Raw genomic sequence first — 23,146 nt, 5'->3', positions numbered from 1 at the left:
CGACAATCTCACGTACAGGTACGACTCAACCGGCCGCCCGGTCGCCCTCTTGCCGGCAAGATGCAAGCTCGGCCGGCACACTCTCGGCCACTCCGAGTTCCGTGCAGTCGTGCAGGACGGTGAGGCCAGCATCAGCTGCCTGGCTTGCGCCACCGACAGCGCTGATCACTCCTGGCGGCTCACGGCCACAGCACCCGCTCCCGAGCGAGCCGAGCTGTCCGAGGAGTTCTACTTCGTGCTCGTCCTGCGCCGGTCGCAGGCGGCACTAGCTTCGGACGATGGCCGACGTGCTTAGCAGTCCGTTCACAGTCTGGGAGGGCGATGACATCCACGGCCGGAGAGCTGTGCTCACCGGCGTCACGGTCAGCCTGGACCGCCTGTTCGCCCGCAGGCCTGGCTCCGAGAGGCACGTCATCCCCACCGGCCCCGACCTGACCGGCTCAGTGCGAGGGCAGCTTCACGGACGCTTTCCCAGCGTCGAGGCGACTGGCTCGGCGTCGTCAACTACGAGATCGGGTACACCGACGGTCGCCTCGACAAGCTGTATGTGGCCGACCAGTTAGTGCCGTTTCACGTGCTTCGGAAGCTCTAGAAGGACCGGCGATCCCGATCGGTGCTGCCGCGCGAAGTTAGGCCGATCGGGTTACCTTCAGATTCCCTGTGACTGAACAACGTCCTGGGAGTGGAGGTCGCCATGCGTATGGCACACGACTCCGTTCCCGCCTGGATCGACCCGATGCTCGCCAAGCCCGACGGTGGCCGCCTACGCGAGGGGCCGCAGTGGGCGTACGAGTACAAGCTGGACGGCTACCGCGTGGCGATGCGCATCGCCTCAGACGGTATGACGGCGCTTACCAGCCGCAATGGACTCGACCTCACCGCCGAGTTCGCCGAGTTGACCGGTGTGCTCACCGCGGCACTGCGAGGGCGCGCCGCGGTGCTCGATGGTGAGGTCGTGGTCTACAACGAGGCCGGGCAGATCGACTTCGGTCTGCTGCAGCAACGGCGTGGCCGCTTCCAGAAGCACCGCACAGCCCGGCGGGACGAGCCGTTCGATGACGTCCCGGTCCGCTTCCTGGTGTTCGATCTCCTGCTGCTCGATGACCAGCTTCTGTTGAACGAGCCGTACGAACAGAGGCGGCGCCGGCTCACCGAGCTCCCGATGCCCGACCCGTTCCGGATCACCGTGGTGCCCTCCTTCACCGCCCAGGAGCTGGCCGCTGATCGCCTTACCCCGCAACGACTCCTCGAGCGGGTGGCCTCGGAAGGCCATGAAGGGCTCGTCGCCAAGCGCCTCGACTCTCCTTATCTCCCAGGCAAAAGGCCCGACTTCTGGTGCAAGCACCCGCTCGTGCAAACCCGCGAAGTCATCGTGTGCGGCTGGCGGTCTGGCCAGAGCGGCTTCACCGGTACCGTCGGCGGCCTCCTACTCGGTGCTCATGACCCGGACAGCGGCGGCCTCGTGTACATCGGGGACGTCGGCACCGGCTTCACCCGGCAAGACCGCGATCAGCTGCGCGACCGGCTACAACCCTTGGAACGTCCCAGCCATCCCTTCGCGACCCCGCCTCCACGCGAAGACGTCGTGCGGGCCCGGTGGGTGGATCCGGTTCTGGTCGGCGAGGTCCGGTTTCGGCAGTTCACCCGCGGCGCCGACGGGCGGCTGCGGCACACCGCGTGGCGGGGTCTGCGCGCTGACCGCGATCCCGCTGAGGTGATCGCACCGCAGCCCGGCAGACCCGGTCCGCAGACTGCCTCCGAGCCGCCCGAGATCGCGAGCCGCGTGGCAGTCAACGCGGGCGGTCGCACGCTGACGCTGTCCAACTTGGACAAAGCCCTGTATCCCGATGGCACGAACAAGAGCGAGTTCATCGCCTACTACAGCCGGATCGCGCCCGTTCTGCTGCCGCACCTGCAAGGCAGACCCGTCACGTTCGTGCGGTTCCCCAACGGGGTTCACGGACAAAGTTCTTCCAGAAGAACACCGACGCGAGTGCACCGGACTGGTTGCCGACAGTCCCGTTGCGCGGCGGCGGTTCACGGCGGAGCGCCGACGCCGACGAGATCGTCCGGTATCCAATGCTCCACGAACTCGCCGCGCTGGTGTGGGCGGCCAACCTCGCGGCACTCGAACTGCACGTTCCTCAGTGGACTGTTTCCGACGGCGTGCGGAACCCGCCGAGCCGTTTGGTGTTCGACCTCGATCCCGGCCCTGGAACCACGATCGTCGACTGCTGCAGGGTTGCTGAGCGGTTGTATGACGTTCTCGTCAGCGACAAGCTCGTTCCCGTAGCGACAACCTCGGGTTCCAAGGGACTGCAGATCTACGCGGGCATCGAGGCAACGAGCACGCCAACGCCCTCGGCCTACGCGAAGGCCGTCGCGGTCGCCTTCGAGCGGGAAACGCCCCTCCAGGTCACCGCCACGATGGCCAAAGCACGTCGCGAGGGCAAGGTCTTCATCGACTGGAGCCAGAACAACCCCGCCAAGACCACCATCGCGCCCTACTCGCTGCGAGGTCGCGACGAGCCCACCGTGGCGACGCCGGTCACCTGGGACGAGGTCCGCAGCTGTCGCAGGTCAGAGCAGTTGATGTTCACAGCTGATGAGGTGCTGGAGCGAGTGTCGGAAGTCGGCGACCTCTTCGCTCCAGTCGCACAGGACAGGGCGCCGCTTCCTGGCTGAGGTCGCGAAGGACAGACTCAGCAAAAGCGCTGGTGACGAAGCTCCGAGATCCTGATCCGCCATGCTGCTGTTACGGACGTAACATGGCGGTGTGACGAGTGATGCCGAACAGTGGGACTGGTTGGTGGTCAGTGTGTCGACCGCCGGAGCAGCGGGGACGCTGCGAGTGCAGGTGTGGCGCAAACTGCGTTCACTGGGGGCGCTGTACCTGCAGCAGTCGGTATGTCTGCTGCCCGCCGAGCCCGAGGTGACCCGGCAGGTGCGGCGGCTGGCCGACAAGGTGCGTCACCAGGGCGGGCAGGCCCGCGTGCTGACCATGACCTTCACCGACCCCGACGAGGAGCGGTCGGTGATCGCCGAGCTCAATGCCGCTCGCGACGCCGAGTACGCCGAGGTGCTGGAGAGGCTGCCCGAGCTGCGGGAGGAGCTGGCCGCCGAACGCGAGCAGGGACGGCTGACCTACGCAGAGGTGGAGGAGTCCGAGGCAGACCTGGAGCGATTCCGGTCCTGGCTGGGCAAGATCGCCGGTCGGGACTACTTCGCCGCCCCTGGCGGGTCCGAAGCCCGCGCCGCGGTCGAGCAGGCCGCGGCCGAACTGGCCGCGTTCGAGGACGCGGCCATGCGCGCCGAGGGCGCCGAACCGGCCGCCACCAAGGCCGTTGGCCGGCTGCGGGCGGTGGAGTCGTGACCGGCTACTGGTGGCTGGACGCGCTGATCGGCCTCGTCGCGGCGTTGCTGGTGACGTGGTTGGCATTGATCATCGTGCTGGCGATCGTCCGGCCGCGCGGGGGCCTGTTGCGTGAGGCGATGCGGTTGTTGCCGGACGTGTTGCGTCTGGTGCGCAGGCTGGCCGCGGACCGCGCACTGCCCCGCGGGGTAAGGGTGCGGCTGGGCTTGCTGCTGGTGTACCTGGCGTTTCCCCTCGATCTCGTGCCGGACTTCATCCCTGTGCTCGGGTACGCAGACGACGCGATCATCGTCACCGCGGTGCTGCGCTCGGTGGTGCGCCGCGCGGGGATCGACGCGGTCCGCAAGCACTGGCCGGGCACCGACGACGGCTTTGCCGCCCTGGCTCGGATCACCGGTTTGAACCGCACCCCGCCGCCCTCCGGCCCGTGATGGGTGCGCCTGTGGAAGTGCTGCCGAGCCGGTCTTCGCCGCGGTAGGCGCCGCGTCCGGTCTCGGGTCGGCGCTGCTGGGCTCGGTCGGGCCGCTGACCGCGCCGTTCTTCCTCGCCGCGGGCCTGACCCGCGCCGCCTACATCGGCACCGAGACCGCCAGCGCGCTCACCATGCACCTCACCAAGATCGCCACCTACGGTGTCGGCGACCTGCTCACCAGCCGCGTGATGCTCTACGGCCTCGCGCTCACCCCCGCCACCCTGGCCGACGCGTAAGCGGCGAGAATCCGACCGAAGTTCGCGTCCGGCTGGAACGTCGCAACGAACCCATAGGCACCGAGGGCCAGCACACCTCCGGCGATCCACAACAGACCGCGGTGTTCGCGCACTCCTTGCCACACAAGCCAGGCGCCACCGGTCTCCGCCAACGCAGCCAGTACGAACAACACGACGGAACGAACGATCGTCACGATCCAGACGGTATCGAGCCGCAGGCGCACCCGCCCCCGGCACATCGAGGACGACGACGGCGCACCATCACCCACGTCAGCACAGCGGCAACCACGAGACCGAGGAGAACGTGCTCCAAGCTGATCGCCGCAAGCGCACCCGCCAGGCCGGCCACGCCGAGCACCGGTACGAGACAGCAGGCCAGGCAAGCGAGGCCGGCGAGCCAGGCGAACCTGCGGGTCCGGTCAGCAGCAGGAGCCGACATCGGCGTTGTTCCCTTCGACGAGGTCGGCGAACGGCAGCGGGCAGGACGGGATGTGCGAGCAGGCAACGAGGTCATCGCAGCCCGCGGCGAGCGCGGCGCGCAGAGCGTCGCGGATGATCCCGAGGTCGGCGATCTTCGCCTCGATCTCCGCCAGTTTGGTGGTCGCGCGGGCCTGCAGACCAGATGGGCTGCTGTCGTGCCGGTGTTTACCGAGGTCGAGCAGGTCGGCGACTTCATCGAGAGTGAAGCCGAGGTGTTGTGCGGCCTTGATCACCCGGATGATCGTGACCGTCTCCGGCGGGTACAGGCGGTGCCCGCCCAGCGTCCGGTCAGGACTTGCCAGCAGGCCGACACGCTCGTAGTAGCGCAGCGTTTCCCGGTTCACCCCGGCGCTTTCGGCGACCTCGCCGGTGCGGAGGCCGGTCACGACGCCAACCGGGATGCGCGGGACGCGAGCGCTTCGAGTACTTCGGTGTGTTCTTCCGGGACACAGATGTCCAGGCGAAGTTCGCCACCGGTGGCAACCAGGCTGAAGGTGAAGAACGAGCAGCAACCCGTCTCACGCACCGTCAGGTTGGCCGCTTGTGCTGCCACGTCCGCTGACGGTTCCAGGTCGAGCCGCAACGCGGTCGCGTGATGACGGTGCACGGCCCCGACGGAGGTGCTGAAGAGGTCGTCGAACTCGGCCACGCGTAGCGGCCGTTCCGCGATGGGCAACGTGCAAGCGGCCGACGCCCACGGATCCGTCTCTGCTGTCATGACTCGACGGTAAGCCTGTACCTGGGTGCCGGATGCAAGTGCGGCTTGTCGGAGCGACGTCGCGCAGCGGGCGGTTCGTGCCCGCGTTGCACTAAGTGCCGACGGTGAGCTAGAAGCGGCGAAAGGCGAAATGCTGCACCGGGAAGCGATACAGGTCGGCCAGCGTCATGAAGTCCTGGAGGAACGGGTCCCAGCGCGTCGGATAGTGCATGCCGCGCTCCAGGCCGCACTCGCGGTCAAGGCGCCAGTGCAGCGCGGCGATCGTGTGGTCGCAGAGCACGTCCATTCCTCGGCGGGGCAGGAACGTGCCGCCCAGCCATGACCACAGGTAGTTCGCCACGTCGAACGGCCTGGTTCCCGCGTTGAGCAGCCGGGCGAAGCTACGGCTCGCCCCGCGCGGCAGCCGGCTCAAGCCTCGCGCCAGGGCGAGCAGCGCCCGCATGATCAAGAATCCGAGCAGCATGTGGAAGAGCAGCTGCCGGTTGTTCCCAGCGAGTGCCGGCGGATCTGCGCCGCAGCTCGGGCGCCGTGGCCTGCGCGAGCAACTCGTGGAACGTTGTTCGCGCTCGCTCCAGTTCCTCGTGCATCGGCCCAGTGTCCGCGCTGTCGATTGTGCGCCTCAGCAGGCGTCGCAGCAGCCCTTGTCGTCTCCGTTCCTCGCGCGCATCGTCCGTCCTCCGTGGTCGGTGCATCGTGGTCAGCGAGGCCTCGACGAGCCTGATGTCAAGCCCAGACGTTCCGGTCGAAGCGCATGCTGCGATGGACGATGCTGACGTCGCGTGATCTGGAAGAGCCGGGAAGTCGCTACTTCCAGACCTTCCATTCCTCGGCAAACGAAGGCCAAGGGCGATATCCCGGGTCACCGCGTTCCAGCAACTGCGCCACGCCCGCCGCCCACGTTGGCATATCAGCCATCTCAAGCAGGAGCCCCCGCTGCACCTCAGCCCACTGCAGCCCGACGCGCCGGGCTCCGTTGTCTACGTGCAGCACGACCTGAGTTGGCTGAACAGTCGTCTGGTCGCGGTCGAGCATCCACTCGGTCGAGAGGCCGACATTGCCGAGCGCTGCCTGCACTGATTCGCTCGACATCGTCACGAAGTACATCGCGTAGTCAGCAATCAGCCTTGCGCACCAGGTCGGCGACAGCGGATAGATCGCCCACGGAGGCATGGTGGGCGAGCGTGCCACTAGATCGTCGCTTCGCGCGTAGACGAGGTGGCCGACTCCCAGGATTTGAGCGCGTCTGAGGGCCCGGTGGTGCTCCTCAGCGGTCTGGTCGATGAACTCTTGTTCTGACCACCGCTCGTAGCCGCGGATGAGGTCGCTGGCGACGATCGCCCTACCTCCGGGAACCTTGATGCCTTGGACACCCCGGTCGTGTGCCAGGTCGAGTGCATCAGCGAGCACCTTGACGTGAGTCTTGTACGGCAGGTCCAGCGGCACGATGTGTCCATCGAGGTCACCGGGCAGCGGGCCGCCTGAGCGGATCGCCTCCTCGGCGGCCTTCAGCCGGCGGAGCTGCTTGGACTCCCTGCGGTTCGGGTCCGACTTGATCTCGTGCAGGTACGCCTCGTACTCGTTCCCGACCTCTCGGAAGGAGGTGGCATCACCGATGCTCAAGCACGTGGTCAGGTCATGGAGCAACACGAACCGGCGGTCGCTCCGCCACGAGCCAGTGACAAAGGCACGTTCAGCAATCAGGCCCGGCTTGCCCACCATCGGACCTGGGTGCTGATTTCGAGACAATGCGATGATGAGTCGTCGGTCGAAGTTGAAGACGCGCCAGGCAAGTGCATCAGCGATGGAACGCAGCTGACGGTCCACCCGCTCGCAGACGTCAACCTCAAGCTCCCAGGTCTCAGGGTCCGTCGCTTCCTCTCCGGACCTGAGCTCGGGAGCATCAAGCGGCAGCCTCTTGCCCTGCCCCAGCAACTTCACGACCCTGCGACATCCTGCCCTGTGCGTCTGGACCGCGAGTACCTTGGCGAGCAGATCTTGCTGGAAATGGTAGTAGTCCTCGGAACTCCCGCACTGTCGCAGAGCAGCTATCAACTGCTCCAAGGTTCCGATTCCTTCCTGGTGCAAGGGGTGCTGAAGGACTCGGTTGGCTCGTTCGAGCGGCATTTCGTTAAGCAGCGGAGACACAGCCAAGTGTCACACCTGCCCTTTCGACTGAACAATCAGCGTCCGTGGAGGCAACACCGCCCGAGCGGGGTCACCCGGAAACACCGGCTGTTCAGGAGATCTGGCGGGCGACGCTGAAACCGCGGCACGCGGCTGTCCGTTGTGGACGTTCTCAACGCACCTCGGGTCCGGCGGATAACAGTGCTCGGCTGTTGCCGCTGTCCTGCCAGCACGACGGCGGGGCGACCTTCACCCAGGGGCGCGGCAGCTCACATACGAGCACGACTCAACCAACCACCGGGTCGGTCGGCCTCAGGCGGCAACACCGTCCGAACTGACGCGGTGTCCTAGCCGATGTGCCTTCACCACCCTAGAGTTGATGATCTCGGGCAGCGGCCTCGGCGATGAGCTCCAGCGACTCTCCGGCCTCCAGCGCCATCTCCTCCAGCCGCGCGAACCGCTGCCCGCACAACTCCGTCAGCCCCGGCTCCTCCACGTACTCCCCCTTCAGGAACGTCTCCAGGTACGCCACGTCGTTGTGCTGCCGATGCGCGAACCCAAGCAACGTGAACGGCGACCCCATCGCCGGATACGCCCCCACGCCGCGCGGCACCACCCGCACGCTCACCGTCTCCTGCTCGCTGACCTCCATCAGGTGCAGCAACTGCGCCTTCATCACCCGCGGCCCGCCGATCACCTGCCGCAGCACCGCCTCCGGGAACACCGCCCGCACCGCCAGCGGATCCCGATCGCCCAGCCGCGTCGCCCACGCCTCCCGCACCATCGCCAGCCGTGCCGTGCGCACCGGATCGTCGGTCTGCATAGCCGCGTACGTGTAATCGGGAAGCTGAAAGGGCGCCGGAACCAGATCCGTCGTGAACACGCGCAACAACGTCGCCTCGAACACCAGATTCGCGAAGTCCGCCGCCGGATCGAAGTTCAGCCCGTCGCCACCGGAACGCGCCCGGACCCGTTCCGCGTACTGCGCGCGCAACACCACGGCCTGCCATTCCGGAGTAGGCACCTTGTAGACGTACCCGAGCGCCATGACATCCACCGGCGCCGACGGCTGCACCGCGTTCTCCATCATGGACAGCTTGGCACTGCTGAAACCCACGCGCTGACCGGCCTCCGTGAGGCTCAGCTCGCGCTCGTCGCGCCACCCGGCCAGCTGCCGCCCGATGGCGCGTTCGAGCGTCGTGGCCCGGAAATCCTTCGGCATGTGCAGTCACTCAGCCATCGGCCGACATGGACCTGGCGGACAGTCGTTCGCCGAGCTTGACGATCATTGCCTTCGACTCCTCGCAGTCCAAACTGGACCTGCCGAGTGCTTGGACGACCTTTCCGTAGCCTTCAACCGCGGCCTTGTCCTCCAGGAACAGCGTGGAGTTCTCGTTCTCTACGCACACCAGGGGCTCGTGGTCGTTGAACGTCAAGCGGGTGAATGGCCCTCTCATACCCGCGTGAGCACCGAAGGCTGTCGGGATGATTCGGATGCTGATCCTGGGCCGCACCGCCAACTGCAACAGGTGGTGCAACTGCTCGGCGTGAACGTCGTCCCCACCGACAGGAAGAGCAAGAGCAAGCTCGTGCAGATAGAACATGCAGGTCAAGTTGTACCGTTGGAGCCACTGCTCTTGCAGCTTCAAGCGGGCGGCGATCCGATCGTCCAGTTCCTGACGAGGGATGGTGGACGAGGAAGCGATCTCCGCACGCACGTGGCCCGAAACTTGAAGCAGGGCAGGAAAACCGTGCGGATGCCACGTGATGGCCGTGTCGGCCATAGCGAGGCTCTCCGCCAGGGTTCGGGGGTAAGCGGGTGGGCAGGCCCCGTGCTGCTGCAGCCAGTTCCTCTCACCCGTGGCCAGATAGAGACGCTGCAGGTGCCTTCGTTCAACTGCGTCGAGCCTGCAGATGCCGAGCAGCACCGCGAAATCGACCTCAGCGACTCCCCCTTTGCCGTTCGCCACGTTCGACAGCTTGGACTCGTCCCAATCAAGAACTTCGGCGAGCTCACGCGAGGTGTAGCCCGTGTTCTTGATGGCCTCACGGAGGCTGGCGCCGAACTCGCGTCCCTTGGCCGTGGAGAATCGTTTCGGCATCTCGTTTCCTTGCAGCGACTGGCAACCCGCCCGATCCGGCGGAGCCCTAGCCAACCCGATCGGTCCCGCCACACACCAGCTCACCAATCTCACACGGATCTAGCAGCAAACTCACATCCACCTGGCTTGAGCTGCAAGAACGAACGAAGTGGCGGGATCGACACGATCGTGTGATTGCCCCTGGCCTGAGTTCAGCGACTGGCGTGGTGAGCTTCCCCGACGAAATGTCGTTCCCCAGGATTGACTATGGTGCCGAAATGACCACATCGGACTAGCCCGAACACCACCGCCATCTTTCCCGTCCGTCCCGAGTGGCTGGCCCTATCTGCCGCGTTCGCCGATGAGGTCCCCGTGATCGCTGACCGGGACGACCTCATTGTTCGGGTCGCGCCCGGTGCGGGCGGTGGTGCGCCAGCGTGTTTCTACCCCGCCCGTGCGCTGATCGAAGTCGATGGCAGTCACCTCGGTGTGGACCCCGCCACCGTGGACCCCGCGAACCTGTCCGACCGCCCCCGCTACGCCCCTTCCTGGGGTGCGCTGACCCACGAGTGCGGACACGCGAAACACACCGCGTGGGAGCCCCCGGACGACGCGCCACCGGGTGTGGTCGCCGCCGCCATGTTGCTGGAGGAGTGCCGCATGGAAGGTGCGCAGATTCGGCGCCGTCCCGATGACAGGCACTGGCTCCGCGCGTGCGTGAAGGACATCGTCGCCGCCGACCTGCACCTGTACGCCGATCCCGCGACCGCACCGCAAATGACTCCCGCGCACGCCGCACACACGGCTGCGCTGCTGTTGGGACGTGCGGACGCGGGCGTGCTCACCCGCGCCGAGGTCGCCCCCGTGGCGCGGGTCATCGAAGACGTGCTCGGCGCGGACACGTTGAACAAGCTGCGGGCGTTGTGGCGCAAGGCATTGCGCACCGCCGATGACGACGGCGAGACTATGCTCGACCTCGGGCGGCAGTGGTGCGAGGTCCTCGGTACCGACCCCGCCGACCCGGACCCCGGTGGCGCACCGGACCCGTCCGGGACCGCCGACCCGTCCGGCACGGCCCCCGCACCGTCGCCGTTGGCGGGTGCGATCGCCGCCGTGCTCAACGGTGTCGCGGAGCGGGTGTCGCGTGAGAAGGCTCCTGAAGACCCTGCTGCCATCGCCGCTGCCGCGAACGGGCGCGAAGCCGCCGCAGGCAAAGCCGCAGAGGAAGCGGCGCACCTGGTGTTCAACGTCGGTGGTCCCCGCACGGGGATCACCGAAACGGCGGGCACGCGCTCGGCCACGGCGCAGGAACGCACCGCCGCGCGAGTGCTGGCACGTGCGTTGGACACCGCTGGCATCCGGGAACGCGTTGCCGTGCGTTCGACGTCCGAAGTTCCGCCGGGGCGAGTGCGCATGCGGGGCGTGCGTGCGGCGGAGGCGCAGCTGGCCGCAGGGGCGATCGTGACCGCCGAACCGTTCGTCCGCATCTCCCGCACACCGGTGGCGGTTCCTCCGTTGCGCGTCGGCATCGCGTGCGACGTGTCCGGTTCGATGCGTTGGGCCAGCGAACCCGTTGCCTCTGCGGCATGGATCTTGGCCAGCGCCGCGCGGCACACCACGGTGCCGACCGAAACCGCCACGGTGATCTTCGGACACCAGGTTCGCGCACTGACCCGCCCCGGTAGGCCCCCGGCACAGGTCACGGAGTTCGTCGCCAACGACAACTGGGAGGACATCCCTGCCGCACTCGACGCCCTGGACGGTGCTCTCGGATTGTCCCGTCCCGGTGCCGCGCGGCTAGTTGTGATCATCTCGGACGGAAAGTTCCGTCAGGAACCACTCCGCGAAGGGCAGAAGAAGCTTGATCGACTGCGCGCCAGCGGTTGTGCGGTCCTGTGGCTCGCCGCCCACGACTCCAACATCCCGCTCGCCGGAGCCACGTTCCACGTGCTGGCCGACCCCGCCACCACCGCCCGCGCCATCGGTCAAGCAGCCACTGCCGCACTGCGCCGCACCCGCTAGATCCACACACAAACCTGGAGACGTTCACCATGAACCAGCCCGTCGCAACCCAACCGGGACTCGCCGAGCGCGCGGTGCGTGCCGCCCGCACCCAGCGCTCCTCTCACAGCTTCCAGCGCCGCCACGACAGCCCGGAACAGTGGAACCGATGGACCCGCCGCGCCCGCGTCGCCCGTACCGCAGCGGCCGCCCTGGAGGTGCCGCTGGACGCGGTAACCGTGCTCGATGACCCGTTTCGGACCTACCGCACCCGCGACGCCGGACCGGTACCCGGAGACCTGATCGTCGTCACCGACCCGGACACGCAGGACAGGTGGGCGTTCATTCCCGACCTCACCACTCCCGGCGAGGGGTGGCTGCTGCTGGACCGCTGTCCCGGTTGCCACGCCGAGGTTCCTCTCGCCCGCATCGCCACCCTCGCCGATCTCGGCGACTACCTCGACCCAGGTGGCTACGTCTGGCCCATCGGCGACGCACGCCACGATCCAGCACACCAGCACGACTGCACCTTCACCACGCGAGACCACGACTGACGAAGTCAACACATAGCCGAAGGAGGAGATTGTTGTGGCACAACGAGATGTGGTCGACTACGTAGTCCGTCGATTCACCGACAACGGCTGCCAGGTGACGTCGGTCGTCGCCGACCCAGCCGACGCGCAGCAAGTCCTGTACGGAACCGTCACCCGTGACGGGAAGCTCGTCGGCAGCTACTACTGCGCCGACGGCGCCCGCCAGTTCACCTGGCGCGTGGTCACCGCTGACGGACACCACCTGTGCACCGACGGCGTGCCGCTGGACATCGACTTCGAAGGCCACGCCGTCTACGCACTCACGACTCTCGTCGAGGAAGGCCGGCGCGAGGCCGCACGGCCGCCGGACGACAACGCGACCTCTCCGCGGCAGTGAGGCCCCTGCGATGACCACGACCGCGGACTTCTACGACGGAGTTGGACCTCGCGCTGTCTGGCTTGGCTCGCTGCAGGGCGACGCCACACCGGAAGCCATCCGCCTCATCGCGTGCGGACGGCTGCTTCTGAACGCGACCGACCCGTTTACCTACGTCGACGCCGTCAGCGACCTGCTCGACGTGTGGGCCGACGAGGACTACGGCCACGGCTACCACCCACGCGACGGCTGGCCGTGGTTGTGGCCGGATAGCCAGGGCACCGATTGGGTGTTCAGCTTCGCCAACGGCCGCGTGTCCCTCATGACCGGGGAGCGTGGCGCCCATACGACAAGGCTCGTCGCCAGGAGGACGGCAGCCGACGATGAGCAGTGACAACCACTCGCAGCACCAATACCTCCGTCTCCTCTACTTCACGGAACGCTGCCCGGACTGCACGGTCGAGATCGGCGACGAACACGACTACAACGACGAGGACGGCGGGTGCGACGTCGCGCAGTGTCTCGTGACCGGGTTGCAGCGGCTGATGTGCGGCCTCGACCACGACTGCGGACGTGATGTGTGGACTGGCTGGCCGCCAGGGCACCTCGACTGCGAACGGCTCGGCTGGATGTTCGGTCCGGGGCTCCCCGACCTCGCCCGCCTCTTCACCACGGCGACCTGGGATGCCGAACAACAACTCTGGATGCCGCCCGCCTAGTCCCATCCCACCATCCGTCAGTCCAAACAAGACAGTTGTCTTTGTTGCGTGACAGCTTGACTTCCTCCGGGTGACGAAGCGTCCATAGAGACATAGACCCGCTCACCACAGATCGAATCGAGGATTTGCCATGCCTAGCAAGACTGTCCGCACGAGCAGCAACACCAATGCCAAGCGCAACAAGACATCCGTCAACCACGACGCAAGCGCGAACAACGCCGCACTGGACGTCGCGCCGAAGGCGGAGGACAAGCTGTGGTCGGTGCTGCGTGACAATCCCGGCAGCACGACGACCGAACTCGCCAGCAAAGCCGAAATTGGCAAGTCCACCGCAGCACGGTTCCTCGCCAAATGGGCCACCGATGGCAGCGCCGTCCGGGCTCCGGGCACGGGACCACACGCTGCCGACACCTGGACGGTTCCCGTAGACATTCCACCAGTCGAGGCCACAGCCAAGGAAGACACGACCGGCACCGGGCCCTCCGACCTGCCCGCGCCCGACGAGACCGACACCCCAGCACCTCTAGGTGCGCCGGAACCCGTCGTGGAGCCCGACGAGGCGGCGACGGAGCCGGTATCGCGGCGACTTCCGCCTGGAGGGTTGCACGGGATGGTCGAGGATTTCCTGCGCGCCCACCCCAACGAGGATTTCGGGCCTGGTGCGATCGCCAAGAGCCTTGGCCGGTCCTCCGGTGCCGTGAGCAACGCGTTGGACAAGATGGCCGCGTCCGGCGTCGTTGTACGGACTTGCCCCAAGCCTAAGCGTTTCCGACTCTCCGGAGCGGAGCGCGAAGCCGCCGCAGAACCGGAAAGCTAGACCCGCGGACCCCTGACGTAGTGGCGCCTGAGCAACCCATCTGGACTCCTCACATGGCGACCACCCACCAGCGAACCTCAATCGATGCCTCGATCTCCGACTCGGTTGGAATACCGCGCCGGGGACCGAGGCGGTGGCGGATTAACCAAGGTCAACGCCTTGTAGGGATCAGCGTGTAACGCGAGATCTCCGACAGTCGACACACCGGCAGTTGTCGCGTGCAGGTGGAAGAGGTTCGCCATGGATCCGTGGCTCATAGTCGTTCTGGTGATCGCCGGTGTGGTGTTGATCGGATTCGCGATCAAGGCCTTCCAACGCTTGGTCCTGAGGTCTGACGGGCAGAATGCAGAGCTCGCGGTGGAAGGCCCGAAGCGCAAGAAGGGCCGGTTCACGGCAAGGAGCACCAAGAGCAGGCGATCCAAGTTCAAGGTGCGCGGCGCCGACGTCGAACTGGACGACAGCGACTTCACGGATTCCTCGACCGACGTACGATGAGACCGAGCGACGTATACAACTTCGTCCGCCTGCTTGAAGCCTTGCGGGACCACGACTGGTCCGCAGAGCCGTACGTCCTGTTGACGGGCAGCGAGCTCGCTGGCAAAACCACAATCCACTGGAAGCTGGTGCGTCTGCTCCGGGAAACCGGACTGCTGATCAGCCTCGACGGACTGGATGTCCGCGGCGAGGACCGCCTGGTCCAACGAGCTCTGGTCGGCGCGAACGAAGACGAGCTGCGTGCAAGCCGGATCACACTCCAGTCAACGAGCACCAAGACAGTGATAGCCGGGTCGTCCTTCAACAACACCGACGTGCGGATCAACAGAGGTTGGCGGTGGTGGCCGCGTCGCTCCATCGCTGTCGATGCGAGGCCGGATGAAGGCGCCACCGCGATGGTGTCAACGCTTATCTCCGACATCCTCGCGGTGCGTCGAGACGTGTACATCGTGGTCGACCACTTCGACAAGGCCGATCCGTTCCTACGCCACTTCGTCGCCGATACAGCGCTGCGGATGGACGGAATGGGAACCTTGCGGATCTTGCTGGTGGGCAACAAGACAACCATCTCACCGGGTCCGCTTGCCGGCATCCCGCCGAGGATCTACGAGGTCCCTCGCCTGGACGTCGCTGCCATCGAGGATTGGGCCAAGCAGCTCGGACTTCACGTGAGCGAAGAGAACGCCAGACTGTTGCACACACTCACTGATAAAGGGCTCGCCGGCGCGATCCGCACCGAGCTGATGAAGCTGCTCTTCTCTGAAGATGATTGGCGTGCTCCAGCTGGATCAACGAGGACGGCATGACTTACAAGCCAAGCTTTCCCGCGGACAAGCTCCTCGATCGACTTGGCCCGGAAGTGGCGCGGCTCGTGCTGCTGCGTCGCTTCTCGTACAGCAATGCCGTCAAGTACTCCGAAGGGCACTTCACCGACGAGCGGTTGACTCCGTACATCGATATCGTCTTCGCCGAGGACCCCGTCTCTACGGAGTTCGTCGTCCGTCCCGAGCTGGACGAGATCATCTTGCACGCCATGGAAGAGACCCGATCCAGGGCACCTCACGAACTCGCGCGCCTGCTGATCGCATCCGAGGTCGGCGAGGAAGTCTTAGAACCCGACGAGCTGCTCCGGTGGATGCTACGGCGCCGGCTCGACCCGCTGACACAGGCAACAGTGAGCGGCATGGCCGCCTACGCCGCGCAAGAGATCGCACCGACCGTCGAAACTCTTTTGCACACAGCAGATTTGGGGCCGGGGACGGCCTCCGCTCTGCTGGCCTATGCGCAACCGGCCCGACGATGGCAACTCGTTGCACCTGATCGCGATCACCCGCAGTCGACATCCACCACTCGCCCGCTCGACGTCTTCGCCCATCTCGGTGAGTTCTTGGACCGCCGACCTCGGCGCGTTCGATCCATTATCTTCATGAGGGACGGACTGCTACCGCAGCGCTTCGACTTGGCGCGGCCTGTACGTGCTCGAGACACCCTTCAGCTGGAGATGAAGCCAGCACCTGTAATCAACATCATCCCTTCGTTGCAGACACCACAGCTCACAAGCGGCGGGAACAGTCGGGACAGAACCCTGACGAGCGACGTGCAGTTGAGTCAAAGCACCATCGAGCTGCTGGAGCTCGTCATCAGCGATCGGGGGCACGCTCAAGTCACAGATCGTATCCGCATCAGAATTGCCGATCAGATGGTTGAGCGGACAGCTTCCGTGAGCATCTCAGGCACCAAGACTGTCGACGACACCGCGTACGTCCATCTTGGAACCTTGCCTCGGTCCGCCGGCAGTGCGTTGCGGCGCGAGGTCACGGTGGACGGAGAGACCATGACTTGGGGCGGAGGGGCAGTTGTGAGCCTCTACGTACAAGAGATGACCAGACTGCTCGCCGATCTAGCTGGACGTGCACCCGAAACACCTGGCATCCCCGCAAGCGACTGGTACCGCGTAGAGCGATCCGTTCGCGAACCCTGGCGTTTCATCAGCACCCGGCGCACGTATGCCCACTTCGGCGTAGCAGAGGTGAGTTGGACCTCCCAACTTTCCTCGGCCGGGCTACAGGAAGCTCGTGACCTCTGGCCCTTCAGCGGTGCATCGATGAGCAGGGTAGTTGTCGAGGGATTCCGGTTCGGCAACGACGACGGCTACAACGTCGATGTTGAGTGCGAGGACACCAACGCGATCGCATCGGCGTCGATCGACTCGGTGACACGTCCGTCGAACATGGTCGCTCTGGAGCGTCCGTCGCGGGTGCGCGTCTACCTCACTTGGCCTGCAAGGGCTTTTCGCGTCATGGTTGCGGTGTCTCTAGCTTGCGCGGTACTGCTGATCGCGACCGGCGCCCAAGGAAGATACGGTGGCGTGAGCTACGCCGACATCAACGTCACGCTGTCTCTGGCCTCCTTGGTGACCGGACCAGCTGTCGCTTACCTGACGGCTGCCCAGTTCGGCCGATCCGCCCGCCGAATTGCCTATCTCAAGCAGATTTGGCGAGGTGCGGCCGTGGTGATCATTACTGCTGTCCTGGTCCTGGCAACCTCGCTCAGTGCCAGCTCTTCAGAAATGCGACCCGTGTTCGCCCTCGTGGACGTAGGTCTCGGCATCTACCTTGCAGTTGTCACCCTGGCTTCGAGCGCTACGCGGGTGGTTCGACGATCCTCGATGCGTGCTCACATGGCAAACGCTGCTTCCATCGCGCGCGGAGAGCCGTAACGCGACGCTGCCTGCCAGCCCCGAGCTGCTGTCGAGGCCAGTCACTCTCGCCACAACTGCGCCTCGTCTCGCAACGAACTTTGTAGCAAGCACCAGGGGCGAAGGCCTAGAAGCCTGAAGGAACCACCGATGGACAAGATAAAGGTCCTGCCCGCGTGGGCAGTCCTGCTGGTTGCCACAGGCGTAGCCGTGGTCGGAGCAGTCGCGGTCGCGGTAGTTCTGATGTGGCTTGATCTTGCTGTTCTGCCGAGCAAGGACCGCGCGACGGTACAGCTTGACGCGCTAAGAATCGGCTTGAGCATCGGGGTCGGCAGCGGTGGAGTGTTCGCGCTGTATCTCGCAGCACGCAGGCAGCGCGCGACAGAACTCGACCTCGCACACAAGGCTGCTGCGCAGATGTCGACTGACGCAGATGCTACCGAGCGGCGGATCACAGAGCTGTACACGAAGGCCGCAGAACAGCTAGGTGGGGAGAAGGCGGTGGTCCGCCTGGCCGGCTTGTACGCGATGGAACGCCTCGCGCAAGCCAACCCAGAGCATAGACAGACCATCGTCGAGGTGCTGTGTGGCTATCTGCGCATGCCACTCGCCGTGCGCGAACCTTCATCCGAGGACGAGCAGGTGAGCGACGATGTTGAAGAACTTCAAGTCCGCATGGCCGCCCAGCTAATCCTGCATCGGCATCTCACGCCGGTCACGGGGATCACTCAAGAACCGAACCCGAACTACTGGGGCGAGTTGGACCTCAACCTGACCGGTGCCACCCTCGTCAGGTTCTGGCTCGGTAACACAAGTGTCGGCTATGCAGATTTTCGAGGGGCCAGGTTCATCGGAACAGCCCAGTTTCAGGGCGCACGCCTCGGTAGCGCGATGTTCCGCGGCTGTCAGTTCGATGGTGCCGCATGGTTCGAGTCCACCTCGTTCGGGGAGGCCGCGATCTTCGATGACGCCGTCTTCATGGGTGACGTGACCTTCGAGAACGCAGTGTTCGGCAATGCGTTGTTCGATCGCGCGCGATTCGGCAGGGAGGCTACGTTCGACAGCGCGCGCTTCGTGCACAACATCCAGTTCGAGGAGGCCGTCTTCGACGGACCCGTCTCCTGCTCTGGAGCACGAGTACGTATTGATGACCGACGAAGTCGTGTACTGCCAACGGGTTGGGCTGTTACGCCGGTCGCAGAAGGATGTCCCGATCGTATTGAAACCTTGATGCCGCAACGGTGGAAACCCCGTGCGGCTGTCAGCGTGGAAGAACGCGGCATGAGTTTGACCGAGCAAGTATGGGGCCACCTCGTTGGTGGCTGAGCGCCGCCGAGGAACCCGTCGGGCAAGGCTTCTGATCAAGCGTTCAGCTTGAACTCAACGACATGCGAGGGGCAAGTGAGCGCGGAATCTACACAGACGTTCTATGCCACGGACGGGTTGCTCCCGCGTAGTCGTCACCGTGATACCGGTAGTTGTCGATCTGAACCGGGATACCGAAGGTCGGCGCGTTGATCATCTTGCCGTTGCCCAGGTAGAGGCCGACGTGGTGGATGTTCCGCAGGGTGCCGTAGAAGACGAGGTCGCCCGGCAGCAACGGCTGGCCGACGGGTACGCGCGGTCCCATGTCGAACTGCTCCTGTGCGGTGCGAAGCAGCTTCACGCCCGCTGCCTCGTATGAGGTCATGGTCAGACCTGAGCAGTCGAAGCCTGGGTGCTTGTAGTCCGGGCCGTTGCCGCCCCAGACGTAGGGCCAGCCGAGGTGCTTGCACGCGTAGTTGATCGCCTTGAGGACAACGACGTTCAGCGCGGCGATGTTGTTGCAGTCGCCGCTTCCTGTGCTGGCGGCGGCTTCGGCGTACTTCGCCGCTTGGTCCAGGACTTTGTCTACGTACCAGTCGGCGTGGTTATAGGCGAAGATCGCGGCTCGCAGGTCACCGCGGCGGACTCCTTCGTCGCACAGCAGAAAGGCAGCGGCGTGGACGGCGTCGTGCGGGTTGTAGCGCGACGGTGGGTCCGCCCCACCTGGCGGGATCGAGTGGGCCGCCACTACGTTGTTGAAGGTCGAGGCGAGAAACTGCATCGGCCCGCCAGCCCCGGCGAAGTTCTCGCCGTGGTGGACGCCGGGCAGGTTGGAGCGACCGTGATCAGTCTCGACCTTGCCGATGGCGGCCAAGACCGACCAGTCCAGACCAGGGCAGCTCGGCGCCGCCGCAAGGTAAAGCACGCAGTAGTCGGGTGGAATGTCCGCGATCTGTGCCGCACAGTTCGCGGTCGACGAGCCTCCGAACAGCGACTCGACCACGGCCTTCGCGCTGTAGCCGACCAGTACCGCGAGGACGAGCAACGACGCCGCGATGCCGGCGGCGATCTTCGTGTACATCCGGTTCAACTCCCCGCTGGCGGGCCGGGACTCCCAACTGACGGCGGCATCGGCGCCGGCGGCGAGGACGTCTGCCGTGAAGACTCCGGTGCACGGACCTCGTCGTCATCGCTGCTGCTGGGCGGCAGCAGGTGATGCCACACCTCGGACAGCTCCACGAGCAGGCGCCGTCGGCTGCTGCCGAGCTTGGCGTCCAGCGGGAGCCACACCGCGTCGGCAGGGCTCGGACGTGGCGAGGCTGGATCGAGCAGCGTGGCCGCAGCGGTGGCGACCGGCACGGCGTGTGGATCGTCGAGCTCGCGCCACACCTGTGCCAGCAGTCGGCGTGCGGCGGCTTCGCGACGTGAGGTGGGCAGCCAGATCAGCAGGGGTGTGGTGATCCCGCTGGCCTGTGCGAGTGCGGCGTAGCCGGCCAACTTCCCGGCGAGCTTGGAGAGGACCTCGGTGCCGAAGTCGAACTCGAGGAACCATTCGATCTGCTGGTGGCCGTCGCGCCAGCGGCCGTAGCCGTCGGGTTTCACCAGGTCGCCGAAGTGTTTGGCGCAGCGGTTTTCCGACCACCACGCCGTCAGCGCCTCGACTTGCTGTGGATGACGGGCTCGGGCGACCAGCGCGGCGAACCATTCGTTGACGCCGACCGTGTGTGCGAGCCGGAGGCTGTGGGCGATGCCGAAGACCCGGTCGTGCCGGTAGCCCATCTCCTTGACGTCCAGGCCGTCCTCCGCGGCGAGCACGGCCGCGCCCGCGGGTGCGAGGACGTAGTGCATGGGCGCGGTACCGACGGTTACGAAGGGCTGGAAGCGGTCGACGACGCCCCACGTGTAGAGCTCGCGCAGGCGCATGCGGCCGGACCGGAAGCTGGGGAATGCCATCTCGGTGATCTGGTGCGAGGTGAGAACCCGGTGTTCCCAGAGCATCCGGGCGATCCACTTGTCGCGCGGCGTCAGCCGTCCTGCGAGCATTGCTTGGTGCTGCACGCTGTTCGAGACACGCGACCTCGGCCGCGTGGGCTGGTGTCCACGCAGCGTGCGCTGCTTGGTCGGATTGGTGATCATGATCTGCGCCTTCCTAAGGTGAAATCAGACCCGATGCAAAACCGAGGAGATCGGCATGAATACCGATTGCTATGGTCAAACGGTTCGAATAAATGATCGCAAGAGCGAGTCAGTCTGCCGCTGTTATGACTGGCGCCACCTGCACCGGATTTGCCCGTGCCCTGTTTGACACGGAGGTGACTGGACGGACAACGTCGTCAAATTCAATCCCGTATTTTGGTGACCACTAAGAAGACCGAAGGACAGATGACTGACAGCAGTCAACTGGCAGCGGACATCGGCCGGAGAGGGCGGTTTCATCGCAAACACATGCAGGGAAACGGACTGCTAGTCTCTTCTGCGGCATCATCGAGCTTCATTTGGCTCGTATCGAGGCGAGACCGCTGCTAGTTGAAATATCGCCATAACTCGACGTTATTCGACGTTGGCGGCCGGAACTGCCGGGTGAAATCGAAGCCCTGGATAGAGGCAGCAGTCGTTTCAGTTACCGGGCACAGTCCGGTTAATCATCACAGACAGCCGAGTATTGGCGTCGACGGCAAACCCTGCATGCTCGCCGCGTGACGGCAGTTCTCGAGAAGGCGGACTGATGGCGGCCGTGGGTGGGCACGAGAGCGCCCACCCACGATCAGCATTGTCGCGACGGGTCCGCATTTACTGTTGATCGGCGACAACCTCAGCAGCGGCGCGAGTGATTCGTCAATCCGGTCGAACACGGGTGTGGAGATGCCCACAGCAGTGCCCGATCATGCAGTGGCAGGATCAATCGTTGACCGCGTCGTGCCACCGATGCGGGCGGCGACTACGACAGGGTGATTATCTACGATGTCAAGTACGAGCGCCGTCACCGAGTCGGAAAAGTACTCCGTCCCACGTATGGGTTTCTCGCCCGCCATGCGCAAAGAGCTCTTCACCAAGGTCTCGAGCTCAGGCGCCGTGTTCCCAGGCAGTTGCGTCAGCAACCGCGTAACTTTCGTGTATCCATCGGCAGCGTGGTTGCGCAACCTCGGTCGCGCCGAGCCCGAGGTGATCCCGAATTTGACCGTTGCTGCGTCATGGACGACATAGAAGACGTCCCACTCCTTTCCCTTGCACTTGCGGCAAAGACCCTGGCCTTGCTGTGTTCCACTGGGCCGTACCTTCGTCTCGTGCCCTTGAGAACATCGCACCAGGTGCGGGGTATGGTTGCCCTGCCACGTAAGTTCAAGTAGTTCTCCGCCAAGCTCTGCGACTCGGACCCGAAACGCTGCGGCGGCAGCCTTTGGATCACATCCAGCGCACGCGCGACACAGACCACTCCCGTCCCGTAAAGCCTTGGGCCTGGGCTTTACCTCGTGTCCTTGGATGCAGCGCACGCGATGAGGAGTATTGGCGCCTAGCCACTTCGCTTCCAAGATAGTGCCGCCGAGTTCGCCGACACGGGCGCGGAACACTGCTTCCGCCGCAGCAGAGTCCCGTCCGGAACAGGCTAGACAAATACCGGTACCGCGCTTCACATTCATTGGCGATGGCGTGTTCAAGTGTCCCTCCGTGCAGCGCACCCGGTGAGGAATTCTCGCACCTAGCCACTCCGTCTCCAGGACGGTGCCCCCCAATTCCTTTACCTTGGCACGGAAGTTGTTCCACGCTGCTACAGAGTCTCGCCCAGAACAGGTCCGGCAAATGTTTCCACCGACCCGAACGCTCTCTGGCCTCGTAGTGACCTCGTGGCCTATGGCGCAGCGCACCCGATGAGGGGCGTTGAACCCGAGCCATACTGGTTCGAGGACGGTGCCGCCAAGTTCTACAACCCGTTTCCGGAAGGCGGCTTCCACCACTGCGGAGTCCTGTCCGGCACACGTTCGACAGATTCCGCCGCCGCCCCGCACGTAGCTCGGGGTTGGCGTGTTCTCGTGGCCTTCGGCACAGCGCACCCGGTGCGGTGTGCCGTTTCCCAGCCACGTCGTCTCTAAAACAACACCGCCCAACGCCACGACCCTGGCCCGAAAGTCCGCCTCTACACTGGCAGAGTCGTTGCCGGAGCAGACACCACAGATACCTCGGCCCTGTCGCACATTGCTCGGCGTTGGTGTTCTCTCATGGCCTTCGGCACAGCGCACCCGATGAGGGGCGTTGGCCCCGAGCCATACCGGTTCGAGGACGGTGCCGCCAAGTTCTACAACCCGTTTCCGGAAGGCGGCTTCCACCACTGCGGAGTCCTGTCCGGCACACGTTCGACAGATTCCGCCGCCGCCCCGCACACAGCTCGGGGTTGGCGTGTTCTCGTGGCCTTCGGCACAGCGCACCCGATGCGGTGTGCGGTTCCCCAGCCACGTCGTCTCCAAAACAACACCGCCCAACGCCACAACCCTGGCCAGGAACTCCTCTTCCATCGTCAGATCCTTCGTGGTAGGGCAAGCCCCACACAGCCGTCTGCCTTCCTTAAACTTGGTCGGGATGGCGGTGGTCTCGTGGCCGCGCACGCAGCGCACGCGGTGAGATACCTCGCTGCCGAGCCACTTTGTCTCCAGGATCGTCGCTCCCAGCTTGACGATTCGTGCTCGGAACTCCGCCTCCGACTTGATCGATGTCGGCAGTACGCA

At 65.2% G+C, this 23,146-nt stretch carries 21 protein-coding genes and 2 pseudogenes; 14 read left to right on the top strand and 9 right to left on the bottom strand.

Annotated features, from left to right (window positions below):
* The first annotated feature begins 109 nt into the window (after positions 1-109).
* The 4 genes and pseudogenes from ACIQF0_RS26650 (at position 110) to ACIQF0_RS26635 (ending at position 3,804) form a co-directional block, all read left to right on the top strand.
* On the top strand, positions 110-295 hold the full coding sequence (locus ACIQF0_RS26650) for a hypothetical protein (protein ID WP_401033491.1): 186 nt from the start codon (positions 110-112) through the stop codon (positions 293-295).
* Positions 296-694: 399 nt separating this feature from the next.
* Positions 695-2,685 (top strand): annotated as a pseudogene (ligD, locus tag ACIQF0_RS26645) (DNA ligase D).
* 91 nt (positions 2,686-2,776) lie between these two features.
* On the top strand, positions 2,777-3,373 hold the full coding sequence (locus ACIQF0_RS26640; protein WP_401033489.1) for a Chromate resistance protein ChrB: 597 nt from the start codon (positions 2,777-2,779) through the stop codon (positions 3,371-3,373).
* Entirely contained in the window at positions 3,370-3,804 is a 435-nt protein-coding gene (locus tag ACIQF0_RS26635) for a YkvA family protein (RefSeq protein ID WP_401033487.1), read from the top strand. The genes ACIQF0_RS26640 and ACIQF0_RS26635 overlap by 4 nt, the downstream gene beginning before the upstream one ends.
* A 252-nt stretch (positions 3,805-4,056) precedes the next feature.
* Here the strand turns inward: ACIQF0_RS26635 and ACIQF0_RS26630 are convergent.
* From ACIQF0_RS26630 to ACIQF0_RS26600, 7 genes and pseudogenes are all read right to left on the bottom strand, one after another.
* Positions 4,057-4,278 (bottom strand): annotated as a pseudogene (locus tag ACIQF0_RS26630) (YnfA family protein); the annotation flags it as partial.
* 222 nt (positions 4,279-4,500) lie between these two features.
* Positions 4,501-4,947, bottom strand: coding sequence for a MerR family transcriptional regulator (locus ACIQF0_RS26625; protein WP_401033485.1), 447 nt, complete (start codon positions 4,945-4,947; stop codon positions 4,501-4,503).
* Positions 4,944-5,279 carry a hypothetical protein gene (locus tag ACIQF0_RS26620; RefSeq protein ID WP_401033483.1) on the bottom strand — a complete coding sequence of 112 codons (336 nt, stop codon included), beginning with the start codon at positions 5,277-5,279 and terminating at the stop codon, positions 4,944-4,946. The genes ACIQF0_RS26625 and ACIQF0_RS26620 overlap by 4 nt, the downstream gene beginning before the upstream one ends.
* Positions 5,280-5,388: 109 nt before the next feature.
* Positions 5,389-5,742: a DinB family protein gene (locus ACIQF0_RS26615; RefSeq protein WP_401033481.1), complete on the bottom strand. Its 354-nt coding sequence runs from the start codon at positions 5,740-5,742 to the stop codon at positions 5,389-5,391.
* 341 nt (positions 5,743-6,083) lie between these two features.
* Positions 6,084-7,340, bottom strand: coding sequence for a hypothetical protein (locus ACIQF0_RS26610; RefSeq protein WP_401033479.1), 1,257 nt, complete (start codon positions 7,338-7,340; stop codon positions 6,084-6,086).
* A gap of 433 nt (positions 7,341-7,773) precedes the next feature.
* Positions 7,774-8,625, bottom strand: coding sequence for a helix-turn-helix domain-containing protein (locus ACIQF0_RS26605; RefSeq protein WP_401033477.1), 852 nt, complete (start codon positions 8,623-8,625; stop codon positions 7,774-7,776).
* A 10-nt stretch (positions 8,626-8,635) separates the two neighbouring features.
* Positions 8,636-9,505 (bottom strand): helix-turn-helix domain-containing protein, encoded by an 870-nt coding sequence (locus ACIQF0_RS26600; protein WP_401033475.1) that lies wholly within the window; start codon positions 9,503-9,505, stop codon positions 8,636-8,638.
* Between the two features lie 291 nt (positions 9,506-9,796).
* On the opposite strand from ACIQF0_RS26600, the gene ACIQF0_RS26595 reads away from it, so the two are divergent.
* The 10 genes from ACIQF0_RS26595 (at position 9,797) to ACIQF0_RS26550 (ending at position 18,449) form a co-directional block, all read left to right on the top strand.
* Positions 9,797-11,506, top strand: a complete 1,710-nt coding sequence (locus tag ACIQF0_RS26595) for a VWA domain-containing protein (protein ID WP_401033907.1) — start codon at positions 9,797-9,799, stop codon at positions 11,504-11,506.
* Positions 11,507-11,535: 29 nt separating this feature from the next.
* Positions 11,536-12,039: a hypothetical protein gene (locus ACIQF0_RS26590; RefSeq protein WP_401033473.1), complete on the top strand. Its 504-nt coding sequence runs from the start codon at positions 11,536-11,538 to the stop codon at positions 12,037-12,039.
* A 34-nt stretch (positions 12,040-12,073) separates the two neighbouring features.
* Positions 12,074-12,415: a hypothetical protein gene (locus ACIQF0_RS26585; RefSeq protein WP_401033471.1), complete on the top strand. Its 342-nt coding sequence runs from the start codon at positions 12,074-12,076 to the stop codon at positions 12,413-12,415.
* Positions 12,416-12,425: 10 nt separating this feature from the next.
* Positions 12,426-12,788, top strand: a complete 363-nt coding sequence (locus ACIQF0_RS26580; RefSeq protein ID WP_401033469.1) for a hypothetical protein — start codon at positions 12,426-12,428, stop codon at positions 12,786-12,788.
* Complete coding sequence (locus ACIQF0_RS26575; protein ID WP_401033467.1) at positions 12,778-13,113, top strand: hypothetical protein; 336 nt, start codon at positions 12,778-12,780, stop codon at positions 13,111-13,113. Before ACIQF0_RS26580 ends, ACIQF0_RS26575 begins: the two co-directional genes overlap by 11 nt.
* A gap of 130 nt (positions 13,114-13,243) precedes the next feature.
* Positions 13,244-13,930, top strand: a complete 687-nt coding sequence (locus ACIQF0_RS26570) for a hypothetical protein (protein ID WP_401033465.1) — start codon at positions 13,244-13,246, stop codon at positions 13,928-13,930.
* Positions 13,931-14,170: 240 nt separating this feature from the next.
* The gene (locus ACIQF0_RS26565) at positions 14,171-14,425 is read left to right on the top strand and encodes a hypothetical protein (RefSeq protein ID WP_401033463.1); all 255 of its coding nucleotides are present in this window, start codon (positions 14,171-14,173) and stop codon (positions 14,423-14,425) included.
* On the top strand, positions 14,422-15,231 hold the full coding sequence (locus ACIQF0_RS26560) for a hypothetical protein (RefSeq protein ID WP_401033461.1): 810 nt from the start codon (positions 14,422-14,424) through the stop codon (positions 15,229-15,231). The genes ACIQF0_RS26565 and ACIQF0_RS26560 overlap by 4 nt, the downstream gene beginning before the upstream one ends.
* On the top strand, positions 15,228-17,144 hold the full coding sequence (locus ACIQF0_RS26555; RefSeq protein ID WP_401033459.1) for a hypothetical protein: 1,917 nt from the start codon (positions 15,228-15,230) through the stop codon (positions 17,142-17,144). The genes ACIQF0_RS26560 and ACIQF0_RS26555 overlap by 4 nt, the downstream gene beginning before the upstream one ends.
* Before the next feature lie 129 nt (positions 17,145-17,273).
* The gene (locus tag ACIQF0_RS26550) at positions 17,274-18,449 is read left to right on the top strand and encodes a pentapeptide repeat-containing protein (RefSeq protein ID WP_401033457.1); all 1,176 of its coding nucleotides are present in this window, start codon (positions 17,274-17,276) and stop codon (positions 18,447-18,449) included.
* Positions 18,450-18,537: 88 nt separating this feature from the next.
* Here the strand turns inward: ACIQF0_RS26550 and ACIQF0_RS26545 are convergent, their stop codons facing one another.
* The gene (locus ACIQF0_RS26545; protein WP_401033455.1) at positions 18,538-19,509 is read right to left on the bottom strand and encodes an NlpC/P60 family protein; all 972 of its coding nucleotides are present in this window, start codon (positions 19,507-19,509) and stop codon (positions 18,538-18,540) included.
* A gap of 5 nt (positions 19,510-19,514) precedes the next feature.
* On the bottom strand, positions 19,515-20,564 hold the full coding sequence (locus tag ACIQF0_RS26540; RefSeq protein WP_401033453.1) for a replication-relaxation family protein: 1,050 nt from the start codon (positions 20,562-20,564) through the stop codon (positions 19,515-19,517).
* Positions 20,565-23,146: the final 2,582 nt, after the last annotated feature.

Source organism: Lentzea sp. NPDC092896, assembly GCF_044754905.1.
Lineage (GTDB): Bacteria > Actinomycetota > Actinomycetes > Mycobacteriales > Pseudonocardiaceae > Lentzea.
The sequence above is the reverse complement of the archived record's forward strand: the minus strand, read 5'-3'. Positions and strand labels throughout refer to the sequence as shown.

Excerpts from the sequence above, each read along its gene's own strand:
- ACIQF0_RS26620 (WP_401033483.1), bottom strand. The coding sequence starts at position 5,279 with ATGACAGCAGAGACGGATCCGTGGGCGTCGGCCGCTTGCACGTTGCCC.
- ACIQF0_RS26615 (WP_401033481.1), bottom strand. The coding sequence starts at position 5,742 with ATGCTGCTCGGATTCTTGATCATGCGGGCGCTGCTCGCCCTGGCGCGA.
- ACIQF0_RS26605 (WP_401033477.1), bottom strand. The coding sequence starts at position 8,625 with ATGCCGAAGGATTTCCGGGCCACGACGCTCGAACGCGCCATCGGGCGG.
- ACIQF0_RS26600 (WP_401033475.1), bottom strand. The coding sequence starts at position 9,505 with ATGCCGAAACGATTCTCCACGGCCAAGGGACGCGAGTTCGGCGCCAGC.
- ACIQF0_RS26590 (WP_401033473.1), top strand. The coding sequence starts at position 11,536 with ATGAACCAGCCCGTCGCAACCCAACCGGGACTCGCCGAGCGCGCGGTG.
- ACIQF0_RS26580 (WP_401033469.1), top strand. The coding sequence starts at position 12,426 with ATGACCACGACCGCGGACTTCTACGACGGAGTTGGACCTCGCGCTGTC.
- ACIQF0_RS26575 (WP_401033467.1), top strand. The coding sequence starts at position 12,778 with ATGAGCAGTGACAACCACTCGCAGCACCAATACCTCCGTCTCCTCTAC.
- ACIQF0_RS26570 (WP_401033465.1), top strand. The coding sequence starts at position 13,244 with ATGCCTAGCAAGACTGTCCGCACGAGCAGCAACACCAATGCCAAGCGC.
- ACIQF0_RS26565 (WP_401033463.1), top strand. The coding sequence starts at position 14,171 with ATGGATCCGTGGCTCATAGTCGTTCTGGTGATCGCCGGTGTGGTGTTG.
- ACIQF0_RS26560 (WP_401033461.1), top strand. The coding sequence starts at position 14,422 with ATGAGACCGAGCGACGTATACAACTTCGTCCGCCTGCTTGAAGCCTTG.
- ACIQF0_RS26555 (WP_401033459.1), top strand. The coding sequence starts at position 15,228 with ATGACTTACAAGCCAAGCTTTCCCGCGGACAAGCTCCTCGATCGACTT.
- ACIQF0_RS26550 (WP_401033457.1), top strand. The coding sequence starts at position 17,274 with ATGGACAAGATAAAGGTCCTGCCCGCGTGGGCAGTCCTGCTGGTTGCC.
- ACIQF0_RS26545 (WP_401033455.1), bottom strand. The coding sequence starts at position 19,509 with ATGTACACGAAGATCGCCGCCGGCATCGCGGCGTCGTTGCTCGTCCTC.
- ACIQF0_RS26540 (WP_401033453.1), bottom strand. The coding sequence starts at position 20,564 with ATGATCACCAATCCGACCAAGCAGCGCACGCTGCGTGGACACCAGCCC.